The sequence below is a fragment of the Aeromonas sp. FDAARGOS 1415 genome (assembly GCF_019048365.1).
GTDB lineage: Bacteria > Pseudomonadota > Gammaproteobacteria > Enterobacterales > Aeromonadaceae > Aeromonas > Aeromonas taiwanensis.
Window position 1 is genome coordinate 2,140,001 of sequence record NZ_CP077363.1, and the last position, 17,273, is coordinate 2,157,273.

The 17,273-nt window shown below is 61.1% G+C and carries 17 protein-coding genes and 2 rRNA genes (1 of these 19 cut by a window edge); 9 read left to right on the forward strand and 10 right to left on the reverse strand.

Features of this window, described 5'->3' with window-relative positions; translation table 11 throughout:
• The 3 genes from I6L45_RS10260 to I6L45_RS10270 form a co-directional block, all read left to right on the forward strand.
• Window positions 1-991: ribosomal RNA gene (locus tag I6L45_RS10260) — 23S ribosomal RNA — on the forward strand (it extends 1,898 nt beyond the left edge of the window).
• 125 nt (window positions 992-1,116) lie between these two features.
• Window positions 1,117-1,231, forward strand: a 5S ribosomal RNA gene (rrf, locus tag I6L45_RS10265).
• A gap of 299 nt (window positions 1,232-1,530) precedes the next feature.
• The gene (locus I6L45_RS10270) at window positions 1,531-2,163 is read left to right on the forward strand and encodes a LysE family translocator (protein ID WP_216984136.1); all 633 of its coding nucleotides are present in this window, start codon (window positions 1,531-1,533) and stop codon (window positions 2,161-2,163) included.
• A gap of 82 nt (window positions 2,164-2,245) precedes the next feature.
• Here I6L45_RS10270 and fis read toward each other — a convergent pair whose 3' ends face one another.
• Both fis and dusB read right to left on the reverse strand, forming a co-directional pair.
• Window positions 2,246-2,542, reverse strand: coding sequence for a DNA-binding transcriptional regulator Fis (gene fis / locus I6L45_RS10275; RefSeq protein ID WP_005309538.1), 297 nt, complete (start codon window positions 2,540-2,542; stop codon window positions 2,246-2,248).
• Between the two features lie 25 nt (window positions 2,543-2,567).
• Entirely contained in the window at window positions 2,568-3,533 is a 966-nt protein-coding gene (gene dusB / locus I6L45_RS10280; RefSeq protein ID WP_043764217.1) for a tRNA dihydrouridine synthase DusB, read from the reverse strand.
• A gap of 292 nt (window positions 3,534-3,825) precedes the next feature.
• Here dusB and I6L45_RS10285 point away from each other — a divergent pair, with 292 nt between their 5' ends.
• The 4 genes from I6L45_RS10285 (at window position 3,826) to I6L45_RS10300 (ending at window position 8,657) form a co-directional block, all read left to right on the forward strand.
• Entirely contained in the window at window positions 3,826-5,232 is a 1,407-nt protein-coding gene (locus I6L45_RS10285; protein ID WP_216984137.1) for a TolC family protein, read from the forward strand.
• Between the two features lie 73 nt (window positions 5,233-5,305).
• A complete protein-coding gene (locus tag I6L45_RS10290) occupies window positions 5,306-6,310 on the forward strand; it encodes an HlyD family secretion protein (protein ID WP_216984138.1) in 1,005 nt (334 codons plus the stop codon).
• Window positions 6,310-7,446 (forward strand): ABC transporter permease, encoded by a 1,137-nt coding sequence (locus I6L45_RS10295; RefSeq protein ID WP_216984139.1) that lies wholly within the window; start codon window positions 6,310-6,312, stop codon window positions 7,444-7,446. Before I6L45_RS10290 ends, I6L45_RS10295 begins: the two co-directional genes overlap by 1 nt.
• Window positions 7,443-8,657: an ABC transporter permease gene (locus tag I6L45_RS10300; RefSeq protein ID WP_254204385.1), complete on the forward strand. Its 1,215-nt coding sequence runs from the start codon at window positions 7,443-7,445 to the stop codon at window positions 8,655-8,657. Before I6L45_RS10295 ends, I6L45_RS10300 begins: the two co-directional genes overlap by 4 nt.
• Before the next feature lie 67 nt (window positions 8,658-8,724).
• On the opposite strand, the gene I6L45_RS10305 is transcribed toward I6L45_RS10300, so the two are convergent.
• The 3 genes from I6L45_RS10305 to I6L45_RS10315 all read right to left on the reverse strand — a co-directional run bounded on the left by I6L45_RS10305 (window position 8,725) and on the right by I6L45_RS10315 (window position 11,092).
• Window positions 8,725-9,360 carry an SDR family oxidoreductase gene (locus I6L45_RS10305; RefSeq protein ID WP_216984140.1) on the reverse strand — a complete coding sequence of 212 codons (636 nt, stop codon included), beginning with the start codon at window positions 9,358-9,360 and terminating at the stop codon, window positions 8,725-8,727.
• A gap of 130 nt (window positions 9,361-9,490) precedes the next feature.
• Window positions 9,491-10,345, reverse strand: coding sequence for a DnaA/Hda family protein (locus tag I6L45_RS10310; RefSeq protein ID WP_216984141.1), 855 nt, complete (start codon window positions 10,343-10,345; stop codon window positions 9,491-9,493).
• A 72-nt stretch (window positions 10,346-10,417) separates the two neighbouring features.
• Window positions 10,418-11,092, reverse strand: a complete 675-nt coding sequence (locus tag I6L45_RS10315; RefSeq protein WP_216984197.1) for a DnaT-like ssDNA-binding domain-containing protein — start codon at window positions 11,090-11,092, stop codon at window positions 10,418-10,420.
• A 278-nt stretch (window positions 11,093-11,370) separates the two neighbouring features.
• Here I6L45_RS10315 and I6L45_RS10320 point away from each other — a divergent pair, with 278 nt between their 5' ends.
• Window positions 11,371-12,342 (forward strand): response regulator, encoded by a 972-nt coding sequence (locus tag I6L45_RS10320; protein ID WP_216984142.1) that lies wholly within the window; start codon window positions 11,371-11,373, stop codon window positions 12,340-12,342.
• Between the two features lie 71 nt (window positions 12,343-12,413).
• Here I6L45_RS10320 and I6L45_RS10325 read toward each other — a convergent pair whose 3' ends face one another.
• From I6L45_RS10325 to I6L45_RS10335, 3 genes are all read right to left on the reverse strand, one after another.
• Window positions 12,414-13,808, reverse strand: a complete 1,395-nt coding sequence (locus I6L45_RS10325) for a peptide MFS transporter (protein WP_134697108.1) — start codon at window positions 13,806-13,808, stop codon at window positions 12,414-12,416.
• Between the two features lie 213 nt (window positions 13,809-14,021).
• Window positions 14,022-14,933, reverse strand: coding sequence for a UTP--glucose-1-phosphate uridylyltransferase GalU (gene galU, locus I6L45_RS10330; protein WP_210549766.1), 912 nt, complete (start codon window positions 14,931-14,933; stop codon window positions 14,022-14,024).
• Window positions 14,934-15,027: 94 nt separating this feature from the next.
• Window positions 15,028-15,348: a helix-hairpin-helix domain-containing protein gene (locus tag I6L45_RS10335; RefSeq protein ID WP_216984143.1), complete on the reverse strand. Its 321-nt coding sequence runs from the start codon at window positions 15,346-15,348 to the stop codon at window positions 15,028-15,030.
• 166 nt (window positions 15,349-15,514) lie between these two features.
• Between I6L45_RS10335 and cysQ the strand changes: the two genes are divergently transcribed.
• Window positions 15,515-16,285 (forward strand): 3'(2'),5'-bisphosphate nucleotidase CysQ, encoded by a 771-nt coding sequence (gene cysQ, locus I6L45_RS10340; protein ID WP_216984144.1) that lies wholly within the window; start codon window positions 15,515-15,517, stop codon window positions 16,283-16,285.
• Window positions 16,286-16,368: 83 nt separating this feature from the next.
• On the opposite strand, the gene I6L45_RS10345 is transcribed toward cysQ, so the two are convergent.
• Window positions 16,369-16,665: a YciI family protein gene (locus tag I6L45_RS10345; RefSeq protein WP_043764228.1), complete on the reverse strand. Its 297-nt coding sequence runs from the start codon at window positions 16,663-16,665 to the stop codon at window positions 16,369-16,371.
• A 24-nt stretch (window positions 16,666-16,689) separates the two neighbouring features.
• A complete protein-coding gene (locus I6L45_RS10350; RefSeq protein WP_210549763.1) occupies window positions 16,690-17,241 on the reverse strand; it encodes a septation protein A in 552 nt (183 codons plus the stop codon).
• Between the last annotated feature and the right edge of the window lie 32 nt (window positions 17,242-17,273).

The following is a 17,273-nucleotide window of genomic DNA, read 5'->3' on the forward strand; positions in this document are numbered from 1 at the left end:
TATAACGGTCCTAAGGTAGCGAAATTCCTTGTCGGGTAAGTTCCGACCTGCACGAATGGTGTAACCATGGCCATGCTGTCTCCACCCGAGACTCAGTGAAATCGAATTCGCCGTGAAGATGCGGTGTACCCGCGGCTAGACGGAAAGACCCCGTGAACCTTTACTACAGCTTGGCACTGAACATTGAACCTACATGTGTAGGATAGGTGGGAGGCTTTGAAGGCGTGACGCCAGTTGCGCTGGAGCCGTCCTTGAAATACCACCCTTGTATGTTTGATGTTCTAACGCAGGGCCCTGAATCGGGCTCGCGGACAGTGCCTGGTGGGTAGTTTGACTGGGGCGGTCTCCTCCCAAAGAGTAACGGAGGAGCACGAAGGTTGGCTAATCCTGGTCGGACATCAGGAGGTTAGTGCAATGGCATAAGCCAGCTTAACTGCGAGACGGACAGGTCGAGCAGGTACGAAAGTAGGTCATAGTGATCCGGTGGTTCTGAATGGAAGGGCCATCGCTCAACGGATAAAAGGTACTCCGGGGATAACAGGCTGATACCGCCCAAGAGTTCATATCGACGGCGGTGTTTGGCACCTCGATGTCGGCTCATCACATCCTGGGGCTGAAGTCGGTCCCAAGGGTATGGCTGTTCGCCATTTAAAGTGGTACGCGAGCTGGGTTCAGAACGTCGTGAGACAGTTCGGTCCCTATCTGCCGTGGGCGTTGGATGATTGAAGGGAGTTGCTCCTAGTACGAGAGGACCGGAGTGAACGAACCTCTGGTGTTCGGGTTGTCACGCCAGTGGCACTGCCCGGTAGCTAAGTTCGGAATCGATAACCGCTGAAAGCATCTAAGCGGGAAGCGAGCCCTGAGATGAGTCATCCCTGACCCCTTGAGGGTCCTAAAGGGCCGTTGGAGACCACAACGTTGATAGGTGGGGTGTGTAAGCGCGGCGACGTGTTGAGCTAACCCATACTAATTACCCGTGAGGCTTAACCATACAACACCCAAGAAGTGTTCTGGGCCTTGTAGCAAGTGCATGAACTACTTACAAATTCAGTGATAGCGAGGCAGCACACTAGCCAAGTCGTTATTCACGTCAGCTTTCCAAGATTGAAGATTTTGCCTGGCGGCAATAGCGCAGTGGAACCACCTGACCCCATGCCGAACTCAGAAGTGAAACGCTGTAGCGCCGATGGTAGTGTGGCATTCGCCATGCGAGAGTAGGACACTGCCAGGCACCCAACAAAAAAAAGCCCGCTCATCCGAGCGGGCTTTTTTTATTGCCTGATATTCGGCTCCCGGTAGCCTTGCTTTCCTTTACACCTGCTGTTCCTGCTACTTCTACTGTATCTGCCATCCCTTTCCATCGAATAAAGAGTCTACTTGCCAAGGTTGTTTCCAATCGTCCTGGGGGGTGATGACTCTGAGCGCAATGAGTTGCCATTCCTTTTTCTGATGATCACTATTGCGGCGGGAGGGAGTGACAAGCGTTGCCGGATCCTTAGACTGTGAACTTCATTGACAAGGGAACTGTGTATGTTGGGGATCCACGATCTGGCGTTGTTTATAGTATCCGGGCTATTGCTGAACATGATGCCCGGGCCCGATTCCCTGCTCATCATGCTGCGCAGCGGTTCCCAGGGATGGCGGGCGGGCTCCATGGCGGCATTGGGTATCGGCACGGGCACCATGGTGCACGTGCTGGCCGCAGCCCTGGGGCTGTCGGCCCTGCTGAGTGCATCGGCCGAGCTGTTTGCCGTCATCAAGCTGATGGGGGCGCTCTATCTGGTTTATCTGGGGATTTCACTGCTCAGGCAGAGGCCTGGCGCTGCAGCCGCTGCGAATGAGACTGTGGCACTGTCCAGGCTCTCTTATGGCCGGATCTTCCGGCAAGGGCTGCTCACCAATGTGCTCAATCCCAAGGTCGCGCTCTTCTTCCTCGCCTTCGTGCCCCAGTTCATCGATCCGGCGGCGCCGCAGAAGGCGCTGGCCTTTATCGTGCTGGGCTGCATCTTCAACTTCAACGGCATGATCTGGTGCCATCTGCTAGCCTTCTCCACCGCGTTTGCGAGCAGCAAGGTGCGTCTGCCTGCCCGAGTGGCGACCTGGCTCAAGCGCGTGATGGGAGGTTTGTTCGTGGGGCTCGGCATCAAGCTGGCGGTGGAGTGAGAAGGTAAACACCGGGCATAGAAAAAGGCGCATCCCATCGCTGGGATACGCCTTCGTCTGCACTGCAGCAGGCTGACTGAAATCAGTTCATGCCGTAGCGCTTGAGTTTCTTGCGCAGGGTACCGCGGTTGATCCCCATCATCACGGCGGCGCGAGTCTGGTTGCCACGGGTGTACTGCATGATCACGTCCAGCATGGGAGCTTCGACTTCGGAGAGAACCATATCGTACAGATCAATCACTTCCTGACCGTTCAACTGGGCCAAGTAGTTACGCAGGGCCTGTTGCACAGAGTCACGCAGGGGGCGCTGGGTCGGCTCGGCAGCGTGATTGTGAGTAGTTGTTACCAATGCATCAGAAGTCAGGGTTTGTTCGAACATATTCGGTCGGCTCTTTAGTTATGCGTTAACCTAATCCATCGAAATACGCTTCGAGTGCCTCAAGCTGTGCGTCTGCACAATCCAGGGCATTGAAGTGCTTACGGAATTCTCGGCCCGCCTCTTCTTCATCCAGATACCAGCCCACGTGTTTACGGGCAATGCGCGCTCCCAGATATGCACCGTAAAACTGGTGCAGATTGGTAACATGCTCGTTCATCAGGGTGCGAACCTCTTCCCTGTCGGGAGGCGGCAGCTTGGTGCCCGTCTCAAGAAAATGGCGGATTTCCCGGAAAATCCAGGGTCGTCCTTGCGCAGCACGGCCGATCATCACGGCATCGACACCGGTATAGTCGAGGACATACCGGGCCTTCTCCGGGCTGTTGATGTCGCCATTGGCGACAACAGGAATCGATACGGCCTGCTTAATCGCCCTGATAGTGTCGTACTCCGCTTCCCCCTTGTAGAGGCAGGCGCGGGTACGACCATGCACGGCAAGGGCCGCGATACCGCAATCTTCGGCGATTCGGGCGATCTCCTCGCCATTGCGGTTATCCGGATCCCATCCTGTGCGGATCTTCAAGGTGACAGGCACGTCCACCGCATCCACCACGGCCCGACAGATGGTTCTGACCAGATCGGGTTGACGCAGCAGGGCGGAACCTGCCAGCTTTTTATTCACTTTTTTTGCCGGACATCCCATGTTGATGTCGACGATCTGAGCGCCCTGCTCCACGTTGTAGCGGGCAGCAAACGCCATCATCTCGGGGTCGGAACCGGCAATCTGGACCGATCGCAAGCCGCCTTCAGCAGAGTGATCCATTCTCATCCGGGTTTTCTGGGTATCCCAGACATCCGGGTTGGCCAGCAGCATCTCGGAAACGGCCATGCCGGCTCCCAAACGTAAACAAAGTTCACGAAATGGTCGGTCTGTTACACCGGCCATGGGGGCCACGATCAGGGGAGTTTCAAGCGTGTGGGGACCTATCTGCATTCCACGGTTACCATCGGCTTAGGGCGGCGTATATTACGCATTTTTTAGTCAGGAGAAAAGGTTAGTATTTGAGCGTCAGCCATTTTTTTCTGAAAAAAACGTCGCGCCAAGGCTTGCAAATTCAGGAGTGCTTGAAAATCGGACATATTGTCTGGGAGCATGTTCAGGGTCAAACGAATGGGGGGCGCGGTGATTTGTGAGTCTCCTTCCCAAGCCGCTTTAGGCTATGATAGCGGGCCGGGATCGAGCAAAGGCTCCACACAATTTCATTACAAACGTGAATTGGGGATGTATGACGTCAAGGTTCATCAAATCGCTCTGTCCATGCCTGCTGGGAGCCATTCTGGGCTCTGCCCAGGCACAGACCGTCAGTTTCACCGAAGCCTGGAGTCGGGTCATCCAGCAGGATGATGGCTTGGCGGCGGAGCAGGCCGGAGTGGAACGTGCCCAGCAACTGCGGGAGGCGGCCAAGGCCATGTACCTGCCCAAGGTGGATGTGGGGGCCAGCTATACCCACCTCGATCAGCCGATGGAACTCGACATGCTGGATCTCAATCCCATCGCCAATCACCCCGAATTTGGCAAGGTGCTGGGGCCCGTCATGCAGGCGCTCAATCTCAGCCCGAGCGACTTCGTTACCCCCCTCACCAAGCAGAACGTGGTGACCAGCTCGGTCAAGATGTTGTGGCCATTGTTCACGGGCGGGCGCATCGATGCGGCCCAGGACATTCGCGAGGCCCAGGTGAGCGAGGCGCAGCAACTGCTGGTGCTCAAGCAGCAGTCCACTTTCGAGAGCCTCTCCCAGACCTACTTCGGGGTGGTGCTGGCGGCCCAGGTGGTGCAGACCAAGCAGGGGATAGAGGAGGGACTGGCTCATCATCTGGATCACGCCAAGAAGCTGGAAGCCCAGGGCCAGATCGCCAGGGTGGAGCGGCTCTCCGCCCAGTCGGCCTATGACAGGGCGCGTATCGATACCCAGAAGGCGCGGCGCAGCCTGGAGATCGCCCAGCTGGCCCTCGGCCACATGCTCAAGCTCAAGCAGGCGGAGCCCAATACCCGTCTCTTCATCAACGAGGGTATGCCCCAGCTCGATCCCTTCGTGCAGGAGACCCTGACGGTGCACCCCGGCCTCAAGCTGCTGGCTGCCAAGAAGGAGCAGGCCCAGGGCATGATCAAGCTGGAGAAGGGCAAGTACGCGCCCGAGCTGTTCCTGTTCGGCAACTACAACCTTTATGAAGATGACTCCATCGTCTCCAAGACCACGCCGGACTGGCTGGTCGGGGTCGGGGTCAGCATGCCGCTGGTGAGCCGTGATGGCCGCTCAGAGACGGTCCAGGCGGCCAAGAGCGCCGAACTCCAGGTCAACCTGCTGCAAGCCAAGACCCGCCAGGATCTGGAGTTGCTGGTCGAGAAGACGTGGCGCGAGGCGGCCCAGGGGCTGGAGGAGTATCACTCCCTCTCCTCGACCCAGGCCCTGGCCGAGGAGAACGTGCGGCTGCGTGACAAGGCATTCGGTCAGGGGCTCTCCACTTCCCTCGATGTGGTCGATGCCCAGACCCAGCTTGCCGGGGTCAAGACCCAGCGCGCCGCCGCCGCCTATCAATACGTGATCTCCCTGGCCCGCCTGTTGGCACTCTCCGGTCAGATGAACAGCTTCAACCAGTATCAGCATGGCCAGGCCATAGAGGTGAACTCATGATCGCGCTCTCTTCCACTCCGTTATTCATGTCCGTGTCGACCGCCAAGGGTCGCCCGTCTGCCGAGGTGAATTCATGAGTCATCCCCCCATCAAGAAGAAGATGAGCCAGGGCAAGCCGCTGTTGCTGCCATTGGTGCTGGTGTTGCTGGTCATCTGGCTCGGCTGGCGCTTCTGGCTGGCCTATCAGCCCGAGCCGGTGCGCCTGCAGGGGCAGATAGAGGCGCAGCAGTACTCCGTCTCCTCCAAGGTGGCGGGCCGCATCGACGAGGTGCTGGTGAAGAAAGGGGAGCAGCTTGCCAAGGGGCAGCTGGCCTTTACCCTGGCGAGCCCCGAGATTGAGGCCAAGCTGAGCCAGGCCAAGGCGGGTCAGGCGGCGGCAGGTGCCATGGCCGAAGAGGCCGAGAAGGGAGCGCGGGTCCAGCAGATCGCCGCCGCCAAGGATCAGTGGCAGCAGGCCAAGGCGGCCGCCCTGCTCCGTGGCAAAACCTACGAGCGTATCGCCAGCCTGCACCGCGACGGCGTCATGCCGCTGCAAAAGCGCGATGAGGCCTGGACTGCCTGGCAGGCGGCCAGATACAGCGAAGGCATGGCCTGGCAGCAATACCAGATGGCTCTGGAAGGGGCGAGGGAAGAGACCAAGGTGGCTGCACGCGAGCAGGCCAAGATGGCGGCCGGTTCGGTGGCCGAGGTCGAGGCCTACCTGGCCGACACCCGCATCACCAGCCCCCACGAGGGGGAAGTCGCCCAGGTGCTGCTGCGCAGCGGCGAGCTGGCACCCCAGGGTTTCCCCGTGGTCACCCTGCTCGACATGAAGGATGCCTGGGCCCAGTTCCACATCCGCGAGGATCTGCTGCCCCGCTTCGCGGTCGGGACCGAGTTCGACGCCCGCATCCCCGGCCTCGGTGACCAGACGGTGCGCCTCAAGGTGACCCATGTGGCCGCGATGGGGGACTTCGCCACCTGGCGCGCCACCGATACCCGCCAGGGGTTCGACATGAAGAGCTTCCAGGTGGAGGCACGCCCCTTGCAGCCGGTTGAAGGCTTGCGGGTCGGCATGAGCGTGCTGGTCGAGCTCTGATGGGGCGCGAATGGCGGCTGCTGTGGCAGGACTCGTTCAGTCGGGCGCTCGTGAGCTGGGTGCCCCTGCTGCTGATCGGGTTGCTGTGCTGGATCTTCTCGGCCGGGCTGGCACGGGATCTCAAGGTGGGTCTGGTGGATCTCGACCGGAGCACCCTCTCCCGGCAACTGGCGTTTTCTCTGGATGCGTCCGCCGGGCTCAAGGTCGCGCAGCAGTTTGATTCCATCGACGAGGGGGCCTGGGCGTTGCGGGGAGGGGACATCTACGCCCTGGTGGTGATCCCGAACCATCTGGAGCGGGACGCCCGTGAGGGGACCCAGCCCAGGGTGACAGTGTTCAACAACGGCCAGTTCATTTTGATCGCCAAGCTGGTCAATTCGGCGCTGGCGCAGGTGGTGGGCACCCTCAACGGTCAGGTAGGAGTACTGGAGGCAATGGCAGACGGCAAGGCGCTGCCCGGCGCCCTGGGGCAGTCGGTGCCCATTGAGAGCCAGGTGACCGCGCTTTACAACCTCAACTCCAGCTACGCCCAGTTTCTGTTGAGCGCCCTGTTGCCGGCGGTGTGGCAGATCCTGGTGGTGCTCTACGGCCTCAACGCCCTGGCCCGCACCGATCGCTTGGGGCTGGACTGGACCACCAGAGGGGTCTGGTTCGGCCTCTGGCGCACCCTGTTGCCCCATGTGCTCATCGGCTGGGGCTGGGGGCTGGGGTGGAGCCTGCTGCTCTTCAAGGGGCTGGGGTATCCCATGGAAGGCAGCTGGTTGGTGCTGATGACGGGATTGGGGCTGGCCTCGGCCGCTTGCGTCATCATGGGGGCCTTCTTCTACGCCATCATCCGGGATCCGGCGAGGGCCCTGTCTCTGGCGGGTGCTTACACGGCGCCAGGCTTCGCCTTCATGGGGGTCACCTTCCCGGTCAGCGCCATGGGGGACGTGGCCCAGTTCTGGCGCAGCCTCCTGCCTATCTCCCACTATGTGGAGCTGCAGATAGGGCAGAGCAACTACGGCCAGCCGCTGGCGGCGGCCCTGCCCCAGCTCGGGGCCCTGCTGCTCTTCCTGCTGCCCTTGCTGCTGGTGGTGCGCCGCTATCAGGGGCAGGCGAGTGCGACCCCTGTTCATGAGGAGCCCAAACCATGATGGGATTCTGGGATCTGGTGCGCCTCGAGCTGCGTACGCTCCTGGCGGATCGCGCCATCATGCTGACCCTGTTTGGCGGCGTCTTCTTCTACTCCTTCCTCTATCCGCAGCCCTACCTGCACCAGCTGCCGCGGGAAGAGCCCGTGGTGGTGGTCAACGAGGATGGCAGCCAGCTCTCCCGCCAGCTGGAGTTCATGGCCGATGCCACCCCCCAGGTGAAACTGGTGGCGCGGGTGGGCAGCCTGGATGAGGCGCGCCAGTGGCTGCTGACTGGCAAGGGGAGCGGCATCCTGCACATTCCCCGCCACTTCTACCGGGACCTGATGCTGGGCAGGAGCGTGACCCTGGGGTATGCCGGCGACGCCTCCTACTTCCTGGTCTATGGCACCATTGCCGAAGGCCTGGCCCAGGCGGGGGGAACGCTCGCCGCCCAAGTCAAGGTGGCACGGCTGCTGAGCCACGGGGAGGCGCTGCCCCAGGCCGCCCAGGGCTGGAATGCGGTGGCCCTCAACGTGGTGCCGGTGTTCAACCCCACCATGGGCTATGTGAACTACGTGGTACCGGCGGTGTTCGTGCTGATCCTGCACCAGGTGCTGCTGATGGGGACCGGCATTCTGGGGGCAACCCAGAACCAGCGCACTCGCCGTGGCGAGCAGGGCTATTGGCAGCGGGCCCCCGTGCTGGCCTTGTTGCTGGCGCGAACCCTGGTGGTGGGCGGCCTCTTCGTGCTGCCGGTGACCTACTTCTTCGGCTTCTGCTTCGATCACTACGGCATCGCCCGCACCGCAGCGCCCGGAGCGCTCTGGCTGTTCACCCTGCCGTTCCTGCTCGCGACCACCTGGTTTGGAGTGGTGCTGGGGGCCCTGGCCAACCGTCGCGATCTGCCGACCCAGGTGGTGTTGCTCTCCTCCCTGCCGCTGGTGTTCCTCGCAGGCTTTATCTGGCCACTGGAGCTGATCCCGGCGCCGCTCAACTGGCTGGGGCAGTGGGTGCCGAGCACGGCGGCCATCGAAGGGTTCCTGCGCCTCAACCAGATGGGGGCCGACTTTGCCCAGGTCTCTGCCTATTGGTGGCGGCTGTGGGGGTTGGCGCTGCTGTATGGCGTACTGGCGTGCTGGTTGCTGCATCGGCGACAACCGAGCCCCGAGGGCAACGAGGTCATGCAGGACGTGCCGGCCGCAGCGGGAGAGGGGGAATCTGCTTCTCGCTAGAGGCCATCGAAACAAGGTGAACAACAAAACGGTCAGCCTCTGGGCTGACCGTCTTGTTTTCCGCAGCTCACCCCCGACTGAGGCTGGGGTCGGCGATGGCGTAGATCTGGCCTAGGGCCTGCGGGTCGGTGAGCAGTCGCAAACCCCGTATCGCCACGTCCTGGCGCCTGACCAGGCCGTGCACCTCTTCTCCCTGACTCAACACGGCCTGGCCGCCGGCCTCCCCATCCTGCAAGCCGGCGGGCCGCAAGATGGTCCAGTCAAGGGGGCTGGTCTGCAGCCAGCTCTCCGCCAGGCTCTTGAGCCTCACCTCGTGACCGAAGGCGGCCCGGGCCCGCTCGGGCAGGTATTGCCAGCTGTCGCCACAGCCGAGGGAGGTAACCAGCAGCAGGCGCCTGAGCCCGGCACGCTCCATCTCGTCGATCACCTGGCGATTGCCAAGGTAGTCGACGGGCTCGGCCTGGCGGAAGCTGCCGAGGGTGGAGACCACCAGGGCGCCGCTGCCTGCCAGCAGGCAAGCCTGGGCCACGGCTTGTGGATCCAGGGCATCCCCGATGACGACGTCAACGCCCTGAGTTTGCAGCTCGGTTGCCATGTCGACATGGCGCACCAGGGCGACGACCCTGTGACCCAGCAGCAGGGCCTGCTCGGTGAAGGCACGGCCCAGCCCGCGGCTGGCGCCGAAGATGAGAGTGGTTGGCATGTGAGAGCCTCCTTGGGCAAAACGGTTAGCCTAGGGGGTCGCATGCCTCATGTAAATGAGAGTTGTTTTTATTTGTGAGGCGGGAGAGAGGAAGGAGGGGCCGGACGTCGAGGACGCCGGCCCGCAGGCGTCAGCCCTGATAGTTGCCGATGCTGGGGCGACGGCTGGGGCCGCTCAGGTGGATGTCCACCGGGTTGAACGCCTTGATCGCCTCGAAGCTGAAGTCACCTATGGCCTGATGCAGGCTCTGGGGATTGTGGTTGGTGATGATGATGACGCTTTTGGACAGGTTGCGACGGCGGCGCAGCAAGTGGCCGAGGAAGCTGGACTGGCTCTCCGCCATCTTGGCGCGGTTGGCCGCCACCTCGTCGACGATGAGCAGATCCACCTCTTCTAGGGCGCGGCGGTACTGGTTGCGCTCCTCCTGATCCTGGATGACGTTGAAGAAGAGCCGGTCCACGATGGAGGCCCACTGCTGGAAGATCACCGATTTCTGATGGCGCGCGATCAGTTCGTGGGCCACGGCGCCCGCCAGGGTGGACTTGCCGGTGCCATAGTCGCCATAGATGAGCATGCAGCCGCCGCCGCTCTTCTCCCAGTGCTCGAAGCCGCTGATGAAGTAGCGAGCCGTCTCGATGGGATACTGCAGTGCGGGGTCGCTCGCATCCATCTTGTCGAAGATCCAGTCCGGATTGAGATCCGCCTGGGCGATCAGCTTCTGGATCCGCTCCTGGCGGGCCGCCTTCTGCAGCTCGCGTACCTCGGCGTTGGCCTTGGCGTCATACTCCTTGCGCAGTGTCTCGTAGTCGTACTGGCTGCCGCCGGTTGCGGCCCGCAGCCGAAGAATACGTTCCTGCAGGCTGTTGACGTGGCGCTTGAGCTCGGGATCGTGTCCCTGTTGCTCCTGCTTGGCCTTGGCGATCCTCTGGCGCCTGGCTTCGATCTCTTCCAGTGCCTGGCGCAGCGGGTCGTGCGGATCTGTCATGGAATGCTCCTTCTGCTAGGGCTGTGGCTGGATGGGCAGGGCGTCAATAGTGCACTTCGTGGCCGCCTGGTATCAATCATTCTCGGGCTCCTGAGCTTGTGCCAGCCGTTTGGCTTCATCGATCATCTCCTGTGCCCGGCGGCTCGGACCCGCCTCGACGGGGGTTGGCTCGACCTGCTGGTACCCCGTGACCACGGTCGCCGGGCGGCGGGCGTAGCGCCGACTCTTGAGGGCGCGAATGAACTTCAGCATCCACTGGTGCTGGGAGTCGAATACCTCGGGGCGGCCCAGCCAGTAGGCGATGAACTCCCCGAGATCCTCCTCGCTGTAGCTGGCATCGATCACGCCGCACAGGCGGGCGAGGGCGGGTAGCTCCTCGTCTGGTCGCCATTGCAGGTGCATCTGGAAGGGGCGCTCCGGCAAGGGAGAGCGTATCCGCTGGGTCAGCAGAGGCAGCTGGAAGGTGCACTGATGGTAGTGCTCACTGTCAGCCTGGGCCTCGACCTGCAACAACTCAGCCTCCATCAGCTCGTCGAGCAGCTCGGTCAGCTGGCGGGCGTTGACCTGGTAGCTGAATCCGCCGGGCGTGGTTGGGTCGACGACCGCCAAGGCGCGGCCGAGCTCGGGGTAGTTGAGCCTGGGCTGCCGATGCTCCAGTACCAGCCGGCGCAGTTGCAGGGTGTAGAGGCTGCGTGCCGGATGGGAGAGTCTGGGATGGGCGAGGGCGCTGTATTCGGCTGGCGTCATGGTTTGCTTCACGATCTGGAGTGGGGGCATTATCCCTCATGGAGGGGCCTCATACAATTCGTGGTGCCCATGGATGCGAGTGTGGGGTGGGCCATGGTCACTACGAAGCGGCTATGGCCCCGGATTGAGAGCCGAAAAATAGTCATCCCCTTTCAAATGCTTGGGAAACTTGTCGGCTATTTCGGGGGGGCCTCGACAATATCGGGTGGCGGGATCGAAGATCGATGATCTAGTCTTAGTATTCAAATAACCATATGACTAATAAGAGCTTTGTCAAGATGTCAAAAGCCGGACTACGGATCTTGGTGGTAGAAGACGAAGCAGTTTTTCGCCACTCCCTGGTATCTTATCTCGAGCAGGATGGGGCCTGTGTCTTCCAGGCTGAAGATGGAATAGAAGGACTCTCTGCCGCGGCGCTCTATCATCCCGACGTCGTGTTGTGTGATCTCAATATGCCTAACATGGATGGCCATGAGGTGATCGCCTGCCTCACGGCCCGCTACCCCGAGGTGCCGGTGATCGTCATCTCCGGCCAGGATCAGATGGCCGCGATCGAGCGGGCACTGCGGGCGGGTGCCAGAGACTTTTTCATCAAGCCGGTGACTGACTATGGTCAGATCCGGCGCAGCATCGATCAGTGTCTGACGAGCCATGTTCATCAGACCCAACAGCTGGAGTTGATGGAGCACATCGACTTCTTCCGGGGACACGATCTGGCCTCGAGTCGTCTGCTGGCCTGGCTGGCACCGCCGGGGATGCAGGAGTGGGGGCCCTGGCAGGTAACCTTTGCCGGCATGGGCAATCTCTTCATTCCCGATACCTTCAAGCTGGAGGACAAGCTGCTGGTGCTGGTAATGGAGCTGCCTGTGCTCGGCGTGGACGCCGCGTTTTGCGGGGCCCTGGTGCGCTCCCTGATGAACGGCCCCTATCGCCAGTTTCAGCAGCAGGAGAGCCGGTTGCTCGCCCAGCCGCATAGGTTGCTGGATTACCTCAATATGCAACTGCTGGAGTCGGGCCTGCGCCACTCCTTTGCCATGGCGGCCCTGCTGTTCGATCAGGAGGACGGGCTGACCTTTGCCAATGCGGGCCTCACCTCGCCGCACTGGCTGATGCGTTGTGGCGGGTTGCCGCTCGGCCTGATGCGCAGCAGCCGCTATGCCCTGCACAGGCGCAGCTGGCACGAACCGTTCGAGCTGCTGTTTCGCAGCGACAGTGGTAGCGCCCTGACGATGCAGGTACGCCATCACTGAGCCGCGTGGCGAAGATAGAAACAAAGAGGGCGCCTGTTGGCGCCCTCTTTGCGTTGCAGCATCCTGGCCGATCAGACGGTGGCGGACTGCAGCTTGTTCTCTTGCTCCGGCTCTTTGGCCGGACCTTCGGCACCGTGCATCCAGTAGACCAGGCGGTTGGCCATGGTCAGCAGGATCAGGGCGCTGATCACCGCGGCCAGCGCGATGCCACCGAAGATGGCCATGGCACCGGACTCGCCGACGAAGGAGCCGATGAAGCCGGCGGCATAGTTGGCCAGGGCCACGAAGCCGAACCAGGCACCCATCATCAGGGAGGCCAGGCGCAGCGGAGCCAGCTTGGTCACCATGGAGAGGCCGATGGGGGAGAGGCAGAGCTCGCCCAGGGTGTGGAACAGATAGGCGCCGACCAGCCAGAACATGGAGGTCTTGACGGCCTGATCACCACCCTGCTCCAGCACGGCTCCGATCATGAACAGGAAGCCGACGGCGAGGAACAGCAGGCCCATGGCGAACTTCACCGGGGAGTTCGGCTCTTTCTTGCCGAGCTTGATCCAGATGGCGGCGACTATGGGGGCCAGGGTGATGATGAAGAAGGGGTTCAGGGACTGGAACCAGGCGGTCGGCACTTCGAAGCTGCCGATCATGCGATCGGTATATTCCTGTGCATACAGGTTCATCAGGCCACCGGCCTGCTCGAAGCCGGCCCAGAAGATGATGGTGAACAGACCCAGCACCAGGATGACCTTGATGCGGTCTACTTCCTGCTTGGTCAGCGGGGCCTTCTGCTCTTGGGAGCGTTGCTCGGCGGCGCGCTTGGCGGCCGGCACGCGGCCGATGTCACCGAGGAAGCGCTGGGCCATGGTGGCCTGTACCACCAGGGAGAGCAGCATGCCGATACCGGCGCTGACGAAGGCGGCCTGCCAGCCGTAGGCGGTGGCAGCGGCGCCGCAGATCACACCGGCCAACAGGGAACCTAGGTTGATGCCCATGTAGAAGATGGTGAAGGCGCCGTCACGACGGTGATCACCAGTTTGATACAGGTCGCCCACCATGGTGGAGATGTTCGGCTTGAACAGGCCGTTACCCACGATCAGCAGGCCGAGGCCCGCGTAGAAGACGGTGTTGACCATGTCCGGGAACATGGCGTGGGGCAGAGCCAGGGTGAACTGGCCGGCGGCCATGAGCACGGCACCAAACAGGATGGCGCGGCGTTGACCCAGGAAGGTATCTGCCAGCCAGCCGCCGATGATCGGCGTGATGTAGACCAGACCGGTATAGATGCCATACAGCTTGAGGGCATCCGCCTGGGTCCAGCCCATGCCGCCGTTGGCGGTCATGTCGGTCAGATAGAGGACGAGCACGGCACGCATGCCGTAGTAGGAGAACCTCTCCCAGAGTTCGGTACTAAAGAGCAAAAAAAGCCCTTTGGGGTGACCTAAGAAGGTCCCTTTGGACGGGTTATTCATTGGAACTTCCACCTGTGTCTTATATTTTTTTAGAAATTTTATGCAAGGGCTAGGAACAAGCCATATTCCTTATAAAACAAGCAGGATTGAATTACAATGACAGGTTTTGACGATATTTTATCTATCTATGGTTGATTATTTGTTTATAAAATGAAAATGGGCATCGAATGATGCCCAGACTTTTATTCTGCCTATTGTGTAAATATTCAGCGATTACAACTGTTTGACGAACTGCTTCAGCCAGGCAGTAAAATCGCCGTCCAGCTCGCGGTGGCGCACGGCGTACTCCACGTTGGCTTTCATATAACCTAGCTTGCTGCCGCAATCGTGGCTGCGTCCCTTCATGAAATAGGCGTTGACCTGCTCTTTCTCCATCAGCATGGCGATGGCATCGGTCAGCTGGATCTCGTCACCGGCGCCAGCCGGGGTTTTCTCCAGCAGAGGCCAGATATTGGCGGAGAGCACGTAGCGGCCGACCACGGCCAGATTGGAGGGTGCCTCGTCGCGGGGCGGCTTCTCGACGATGGCCTGCATGGGCAGGGACATGCCGGCACTCAGCGCCTCGCCCTTGATGTCGGCGATGCCGTACTTGTCCACCTCGCTCTCGGGAACGGCCTCCACCATGATCTGGCTGATCTGGTTCTCTTCGAACAGGTGCACCATCTCCGCCAGGTTGTCCTGCTTGAGATCGCTGGCCACTTCGTCGATGAGCACGTCCGGCAGCAGGACGGCGAAGGGTTGATCCCCGATCAGCGGGCGGGCGCACAGAACTGCGTGGCCCAGGCCTTTTGCCTCACCCTGGCGCACGTGCATGATGGTGACGTCTTTGGGGCAGATGTGCTGTACCTCTTCCAGCAGCTGGCGCTTGACCCGTTTCTCCAGGGTCGCTTCCAGCTCGAAGCTCTTGTCGAAGTGGTTCTCGATGGAGTTCTTGCTCGAATGGGTCACCAAGATGATCTCCTTGATCCCGGCTGCGATGGCCTCGCGCACCACATACTGGATCAGGGGCTTGTCGACGACCGGCAGCATCTCCTTGGGGATGGCCTTGGTGGCGGGCAGCATGCGGGTACCCAGGCCGGCGACGGGCAGGACGGCCTTGCGAACAACGAGCGGTGTCTTTTTCATGGAGTGAATCCGAAAATACGAAGTGGGCTCATGATACCCGAAGAAAAATAGGGCAGCCACAGGCCGCCCTCGGGATGATGGGGATGAAAACCGGTTACTTGACGATAATCATGTCCCGGTTTGCTTCCAGGGTGGCGGGCCCGATGCCACTCACGTCTGCTAGCTGGTCCACAGAGGTAAACTTGCCCTGTTTTTCGCGATGGTCGACGATGGCCTGTGCCTTCTTCTCGCCTATGCCCTTCAGGGAGGCGAGCTCATCGGCGCTGGCGGTATTGAGGTTGATCTTGCCGGTCTCCGTGGTGGTCGCGACGGTCGCGGCGGGCTTGGTGGCCGGTTTGTCGGCGGCCAGCACGGGTTGGCTCAACAGGGGGAGGCAGCCCAGCAACAGGGCTGCAACGAGAGCTTTGGGGGTCATGGTTTCACGTCCTTGTTGGATGCCGGGTGGCTATAGAAAGCTAGCTGGATTACGTCACTTTTCGTCTGTGAAAAGTAGCAGGGTAATAATTCAGGCGAATCGGCTATAAGCCGACAAGGGGGCTCTCGGTTACACTGACTAACCCTTTGAGAGAGATGTCTTTTCTATGTATCTACCCGCCATTTCCGAGCTGGAGCCCATCGCCCGCGCCGCCGGTGACGCCATCATGTCCATCTACAGTCAGCCCTTTGCGGTGGAGTACAAGCAGGACGAGAGCCCGCTGACTGCGGCGGACAAGGGGGCCCACGAGGTGATCGTCCAGGCGCTGGCCCGGCTCACCCCCGACATTCCCGTGCTGTCGGAAGAGTCTTCCCCCGAGGTGATGGTGGCGCGATTCGGCTGGTCCCGCTACTGGCTGGTGGACCCGCTGGATGGCACCAAGGAGTTTGTCTCCCGTAACGGCGAGTTCACAGTGAATATCGCCCTGATTGAACAGGGTACCCCGACCTGGGGGCTGGTGTATGCCCCTGTACTGGACAAGCTCTGGTATGGCGGAAAGGGGCTCGGCGCCTGGCGTGTTGTGGAAGGTCGGCATGAGGCCATCCAGACTCGTCCTCATCGGGAAGGGGAGCCCTTGCGGGTCGTGGGCAGCCGAAATCACCTCTCCCGGGAAACACTGGATTACCTGGCCCGCTTTGGTGATATGGCGCGGGGGGAGATTGAGCTGGTCTCCATGGGAAGCTCCCTCAAGTTCTGCATCATTGCCGAGGGGGGCGCGGCCCTCTACCCACGCCTCGCCCCGACCTGCGAGTGGGATACCGGCGCCGCCCAGGCGGTGCTGGAAGGGGCGGGGGGCAGCGTGACGCAACTCGATGGCAGCGCGCTGGCGTACAACAAGCCGGATATCCTCAACCCCTGGTTCGTGGCGAAGGCCTGAGCCAGCATGGGGGGCTGAACAGATGCAAAAAGGCCGGACACAGTCCGGCCTTTTTCATGGGCGCTAGCTACCAGGAGGTGATACTAGAAGACCTTCTTGAACGGCTTGATGGTCACGTTGGCGTAGACACCGGCCGCCACGTAAGGATCGGCATCGGCCCAGGCCTTGGCCTCGGCCTGGCTGGCGAACTCGGCGATGACGGTGCTGCCTGTGAAGCCCGCATCGGCCGGATCTTCGGCGTCGATGGCCGGGTTGGGGCCTGCGGTCAGTAGGCGTCCCTCATCCTGCAGGGCCTGCAGGCGGGCGAGGTGGGCGGGGCGTGCCAGCTTGCGCTGGGGCAGGCTGTTGGCCACGTCTTCGGAATAGATGAGATACCACATGCGAGAATCCTTTTCTGGTTGCGGTTATTTTTTCTGTTCGGCCTTCTGCTCTGCCGGCAGATGGCGATAGAGATAGACGCCGCTGAGCAGGGTGAACACCAGCGTCATGCCCAGCAGGCCGAAGACCTTGAAGTTGACCCACATCTCCTGTGACAGGTTGAACGCCACATAGAGGTTGAGCAGGCCGCAGAGAGCGAAGAAACCGACCCAGCCGAGGTTGACGTTGTCCCAGATGCGGTCGGGGGCCTGCAGCTCCTTGGCCAGCATCTGCTTGATGAGGTTTTTGCCAAAGCCGTAGCGGCTGATGAGCAGGGCGAGGGCAAACAGCACGTTGATGACGGTCACCTTCCACTTGATGAAGGCGTCGTCATGGAAGAAGACGGTGAGGCCGCCAAAGAAACCGACCAGCAGGAAGGTGAACAGCTGCATCTTCTCGACCTTGCGGTAACGCAGCCAGCTGTAGAGCAGCTGCAAACCGGTGACGACGACCAAGGCGCCGGTGGCGGTATAGATGTCGTAGAACTTGTAGACCGCGAAGAAGACGATCAGGGGGATAAACTCGATAAACTGCTTCATGCTGGGCTCTAACCTCAAAATTTCACTCAGTG

Bases quoted from the DNA above. Each gene is read 5' to 3' on its own strand.
- I6L45_RS10270 (WP_216984136.1), top strand. From the start codon at position 1,531: ATGTTGGGGATCCACGATCTGGCGTTGTTTATAGTATCCGGGCTATTG.
- fis (WP_005309538.1), bottom strand. From the start codon at position 2,542: ATGTTCGAACAAACCCTGACTTCTGATGCATTGGTAACAACTACTCAC.
- dusB (WP_043764217.1), bottom strand. From the start codon at position 3,533: ATGCAGATAGGTCCCCACACGCTTGAAACTCCCCTGATCGTGGCCCCC.
- I6L45_RS10285 (WP_216984137.1), top strand. From the start codon at position 3,826: ATGACGTCAAGGTTCATCAAATCGCTCTGTCCATGCCTGCTGGGAGCC.
- I6L45_RS10290 (WP_216984138.1), top strand. From the start codon at position 5,306: ATGAGTCATCCCCCCATCAAGAAGAAGATGAGCCAGGGCAAGCCGCTG.
- I6L45_RS10295 (WP_216984139.1), top strand. From the start codon at position 6,310: ATGGGGCGCGAATGGCGGCTGCTGTGGCAGGACTCGTTCAGTCGGGCG.
- I6L45_RS10300 (WP_254204385.1), top strand. From the start codon at position 7,443: ATGATGGGATTCTGGGATCTGGTGCGCCTCGAGCTGCGTACGCTCCTG.
- I6L45_RS10305 (WP_216984140.1), bottom strand. From the start codon at position 9,360: ATGCCAACCACTCTCATCTTCGGCGCCAGCCGCGGGCTGGGCCGTGCC.
- I6L45_RS10310 (WP_216984141.1), bottom strand. From the start codon at position 10,345: ATGACAGATCCGCACGACCCGCTGCGCCAGGCACTGGAAGAGATCGAA.
- I6L45_RS10315 (WP_216984197.1), bottom strand. From the start codon at position 11,092: ATGACGCCAGCCGAATACAGCGCCCTCGCCCATCCCAGACTCTCCCAT.
- I6L45_RS10320 (WP_216984142.1), top strand. From the start codon at position 11,371: ATGTCAAAAGCCGGACTACGGATCTTGGTGGTAGAAGACGAAGCAGTT.
- I6L45_RS10325 (WP_134697108.1), bottom strand. From the start codon at position 13,808: ATGAATAACCCGTCCAAAGGGACCTTCTTAGGTCACCCCAAAGGGCTT.
- galU (WP_210549766.1), bottom strand. From the start codon at position 14,933: ATGAAAAAGACACCGCTCGTTGTTCGCAAGGCCGTCCTGCCCGTCGCC.
- I6L45_RS10335 (WP_216984143.1), bottom strand. From the start codon at position 15,348: ATGACCCCCAAAGCTCTCGTTGCAGCCCTGTTGCTGGGCTGCCTCCCC.
- cysQ (WP_216984144.1), top strand. From the start codon at position 15,515: ATGTATCTACCCGCCATTTCCGAGCTGGAGCCCATCGCCCGCGCCGCC.
- I6L45_RS10345 (WP_043764228.1), bottom strand. From the start codon at position 16,665: ATGTGGTATCTCATCTATTCCGAAGACGTGGCCAACAGCCTGCCCCAG.
- I6L45_RS10350 (WP_210549763.1), bottom strand. From the start codon at position 17,241: ATGAAGCAGTTTATCGAGTTTATCCCCCTGATCGTCTTCTTCGCGGTC.